Genomic DNA, 4,533 nt, shown 5'->3' on the forward strand with positions numbered 1-4,533 from the left:
ATCTGAAAGCTGATAAATTTCTTGCCGGAGGGGACGACCGGGGATCGAAGCGTGCCGTTGAGTTTGGACGAAAGAGAATGCGTATAGCGACCTGCTGGCAGGATGGCTCGGATGACCGACTCGCCCTCAAGCTGCACTACGAATTCGCCATCCTTTGAGACGGGGCCATTCATGGACTGACCACCAAAGCTCCACTCCCCGGCCTCATCATTAGAAAATACGCCGAAGGGGCTGAACTGCTGCTGGTTGAATTCAGAGCGGGCGCGATGTTCCTGGTCTATTTCCCGTCCCAATGATCGCCATGTCTCGGCAATCCTTCGCGCGATCTCGTCGGGTGTCTTCGTCGCCGACGTTTGCTCCGGAGAGGCGGGCATCGTTGGAGCGGCGGTTCGGCGCCAGACCTCGAACGGTTCTTCCAGTGGAAGTTTTTCCGTAGAGAGTACTGCGACCCACTTGGCGAGGCGTTCCGGAGACAGGCCATTGCCGAGTTCGGAGGCATCAGGCTGGTTGGAACGGGTCGCCTGTGCGGCCAACAGGTACCGGGCAAAGTGGCTCGCTTCCTGTTGCCAGAGAGCCCCGAGTTCCTGTCGGAGCAAGGATTTCAATTCAATCAACCGCTGCTTCTGCTTCGCATTCACTTGGGGCGAATCGATGGAATGGCTGACATTTCTCGAACTGCGAAGAACGGCGAGCAACGCGTAGTAATCATTCGTCGAAATGGCATCCAGTTTGTGATGATGGCAGCGAGCACACGCGACCGTAGTCGCTTGAAATGCCTTGGTCAAAGTGTCGATCTGGTTGTCAGTCAGGTCATAGCCAATCGAACGAAGTGTGATGCAGTCATCGTGATTGACTTCACCAAAGCGAAAGAAACCGGTTGCCATCACCGACTCGTTGAATTGCTCGGTCTGGTTCCAGCGCGGTTCGGTCAGCAGGTCTCCCGCGATATGCTCGCGGATGAACTGGTCATAAGGAATATCGTCATTGAATGCCCGAATCAGATAATCGCGGTACCGCCAGGCATGGTGAACTTCATAATTCCATTCGTTGCCGTGTGTCTCTGAAAATCGAACCACATCCATCCAATGCCGCGCCCAGTGCTCACCAAAATGGGGTGATTGCAACAGGGAATCTACGAGAGCTTCAACCGCTTCCGCGGGCAGAGGATTCGTTAATGGCGAGTGGCGACATGCGGCGACGAACTGGTCAATTTGCTCAACCGTGGGATGCAGGCCGGTCAGCACCAGACTCAGGCGACGGATGAACGTTCTGGGATCGGCAGGAGCGGCGGATTCAAGTCCCTGTTCGGCGAGCTTCTGACGGACGAATCGATCGGCGACGGAAGCCGCGTCATCGATATTTGGCAGCGGCGGAACAGTATGGCGAGCGACGGGACGGAGACTCCACCAGTCGCTTCGCTCCCTCATGACCTCATCCCATGAAGCCGTTTCCGCTCGCGCGGCGGGGCGATCCCGTGGATCATAGGCACCCTGTTTCACCCATTCTTCAAAGTCTGCAATCACTGCCGCAGGGAGCTTCCCTTTGGGAGGCATCCTGACTGATTCGTCGGTGTAGCGAATGGCCTTAATCAGCAGGCTTTCATCCGGATCTCCTGCTTTAATCGCAGGCCCAGATTCGCCCCCTTGATGAACTCCTTCACGACTATCAAGAAGAAACTCTCCCGCGACAATTTTTGAGTCAGCGGAGTGGCATTCGTAGCAGTAGGTAACGAGGGCCGGGCGGATTTTGTTTTCAAAGAAATCGCGCCGGGCGTCTTCAGCGGAAACAACAGGGGTGATCAACAGTGCAAGGATCGCCGTGACGATCACATGAGTAAATCGCATGGATGCTATCCCCGCCTCGATGTGACACGTGGCTTCCGTTCACCGATTGAAGTGCGCTTACTGATCCGGGATTGCTCAGGCCTGAATTTCCTGGATGACCCGACCTGCGACGTCCGTTAACCGGAAATCGCGTCCGGCATACCGATAGGTCAGCCGTTCGTGATTCAGTCCCAACTGGTGCAGGATCGTCGCGTGGAGATCATGGATGTGGACCCGGTTGTGGACGGCCTGGAAACCGAAGTCGTCCGTTTCTCCGTAGGTCATGCCCCCCTTGATGCCTCCGCCCGCCATCCACATCGTGAAACCATAATGGTTATGGTCCCGGCCGTCGCCGTTTTCGGTTGTCGGTGTTCGTCCGAATTCACCGCCCCAGATGACCAGAGTTTCCTCCAGCATCCCTCGCCGCTTCAAATCCTGGAGCAGTGCTGCGATGGGCTGGTCGATGTCCTTACACAGGTTCTTCACCTGATTATTGTGGTCGTTGTGAGTATCCCAGGGCTGACCATCTCCGTAGTAGACCTGAGTAAAGCGTACCCCCCGTTCGGCAAGCCGGCGGGCCAGCAGGCATCCGTTGGCGAAGTGGGTTGACCCGTACTCTTCCCGAATGTGCTGCGGTTCGCGATTCAGGTCGAATGCCTCGGTGGCGGCGAACTGCATCCGGAATGCGGTTTCCATGGCGGTGATCCGCGAATCGAGTTGCTGATCGCCACCCCGTTCTTCCAGGTGCTGCCTGTTGAGCGACCGCATCAATTCAAGCTGCCGCTGCTGCTCGTCAACCGGGAGATGCTTGTTACGCAGGTACGGGATCAGCTTTTGAGGATCGAGGTTCGAATGGTTGATGTACGTTCCCTGGTATTCCCCGGGAAGAAACGCACTGGTCCACAAAATGGAGAAACGGACCGGGCGACCCGGGCAGAGGACGACGTACCCTGGAAGGCTTTCGTTCTCGACGCCCAACCCGTACGAGAACCATGAACCCATACTGGGGCGGGTGGGAACGATCGTGCCGTTGTTCATCAGCAGCAGCGCGGGCCCATGATTCGGATTGTCGGTATAGACCGATTTCAGCACACAGACATCGTCGATACACTTGGCGAAATTGGGGAGTAACTCGCTGACCTGAAGACCGCTCTCGCCGTGAGCTTTGAACTGATACGGCGAAGCCATGATGCCGGCGGTTTTTCGCTCGGTCCTGAACGAGTCGAGTTCGGATGGGCGTTGACCTTGAAACTTTGCGGCCATGGGCTTGGGGTCAAGCAAGTCAGGCCCGAACGGTCCCCCGTTCATGAAGAGCTGAATGACCCGCTTTGCCTTGGGAACCGTGTGTGGCGCCAGCTCTTTGGCAGATGCCTGGCCCAGCAGACTTGCCAGCCCGATCGCACCGAAGCCCCCGCCAAGTCTTTGCACCATCTGCCGACGATTTACGGGCGCGGCAAATGCGGATTCAATCGACATCAAACTTCTCCAGAGCCTGGGAGGGAGTGAGCTGTAGCAGGTCATCTATCATGACATGCCCGCCAAGATGTCTCAAGCCGGACCGCCTGACTGACCAACCGTTCGAACCGGCTGTGTGTCAGCAGGTGTAGGACTGGTTTGGCTGGCAGATACTCAACCCGTCGATTCCCAGTTGCTGGAGTTCGCCTACGACTTCGTCGTAAAAACCAGGCTTGATGTGGACTGCGATCACCGGAAGTGCGCGTCCCGCCTTCGCGTATTCGATGGCGAACGAAGCAGGAGTCAGGTGCTTTGCCTTGTCGGCCAGCCAGCTCATGGAATTGGGGAAGGCAGCTTCGAGGAAGATCAACTTGATGCGAGGATGGCTCTTCACGCATTCCCAGATGGCCATTGTGGGACCTGTGTCACTCACGAATGCCACGGCGCTCTTGCCGTCGTCAACAATGAAGCCGAATGTGGGAATCACGTGGTCCAGCGCGATCGGGGTCACGGTCAGACCGTGAATTTCCACGGGAGACCTGTCTTCCAGGGGCACAAATCGAATGAAGGGAGATCCATCGCAGGCCAGCCGGATCAAATCGGGCCAGACGATGTCGTTGAAGAAATGGGCCTTCAGGTTGTCGATGACATGCTGGGACGCGTAGACCGTCGGACAGTCTCGATCCGGCTGGTAAACGTTGTCGATGAGAATCGGCAACGACGCCACGTGGTCCAGATGGATGTGTGACAGCACGATGGAGTTGATGGCTCGTTGACGTTCGATGCCCGCAAACCCGATGCTCCCCGCATCAATCACCAGATGCTGGTTGACGACGTACGAAGCTGCAAATTGATGGGCCGTGCCTTCGACTGACGACGATAAAACAGTAACGTCCACAGTGTCCCTTACATCCGGTTTGAGCGGCACTGATGGCAGCCGGGGGAATGCGCTGGCACTATATCTGCGATGACGTAAGGCGACAAGCAATCCGGATTTGCTGAGACAAAGGAGCGGACGGATGTTCGATCGGCGCTGCTCAGGCCCGGGTCGAGACACACCTGGACCAGCCCGGCCGCACTGAACGAATCCCCCCGAGAAAACACAAGCCTGATAATACACAGGGGGTTCCTCAGACAGGCTGGGCGATCGCCTGAGGAACCCCGTTCTGATGGGACGCACACCCTTAGGGTCAGGCCTTGACGAGACCCTCGAGTCTGTGGTTCGACGCTTCTGTTGATCGGGAGCTGGTGGTCG

General features: G+C 57.0%; 3 protein-coding genes. All 3 read right to left on the reverse strand.

Features of this window, described 5'->3' with window-relative positions; all coding sequences use genetic code 11:
- Nucleotides 1-1,844 (reverse strand): DUF1549 domain-containing protein (locus tag VGE80_RS13640; RefSeq protein WP_440593061.1); only part of this gene is annotated, 1,844 nt, incomplete at its 3' end.
- Between the two features lie 75 nt (nt 1,845-1,919).
- The gene (locus VGE80_RS13645; protein WP_397570510.1) at nt 1,920-3,299 is read right to left on the reverse strand and encodes a DUF1501 domain-containing protein; all 1,380 of its coding nucleotides are present in this window, start codon (nt 3,297-3,299) and stop codon (nt 1,920-1,922) included.
- Nucleotides 3,300-3,417: 118 nt separating this feature from the next.
- Nucleotides 3,418-4,176 (reverse strand): MBL fold metallo-hydrolase, encoded by a 759-nt coding sequence (locus VGE80_RS13650; protein ID WP_397570509.1) that lies wholly within the window; start codon nt 4,174-4,176, stop codon nt 3,418-3,420.
- Nucleotides 4,177-4,533: the final 357 nt, after the last annotated feature.

The sequence above is a fragment of the Schlesneria sp. genome (genome assembly GCF_036405755.1).
In the GTDB taxonomy this organism is placed as follows: domain Bacteria; phylum Planctomycetota; class Planctomycetia; order Planctomycetales; family Planctomycetaceae; genus Schlesneria; species Schlesneria sphaerica.

What these genes read in the sequence shown, in the direction of transcription:
- VGE80_RS13645 (WP_397570510.1), bottom strand. Translation starts at nt 3,299, where the DNA reads ATGTCGATTGAATCCGCATTTGCCGCGCCCGTAAATCGTCGGCAGATG.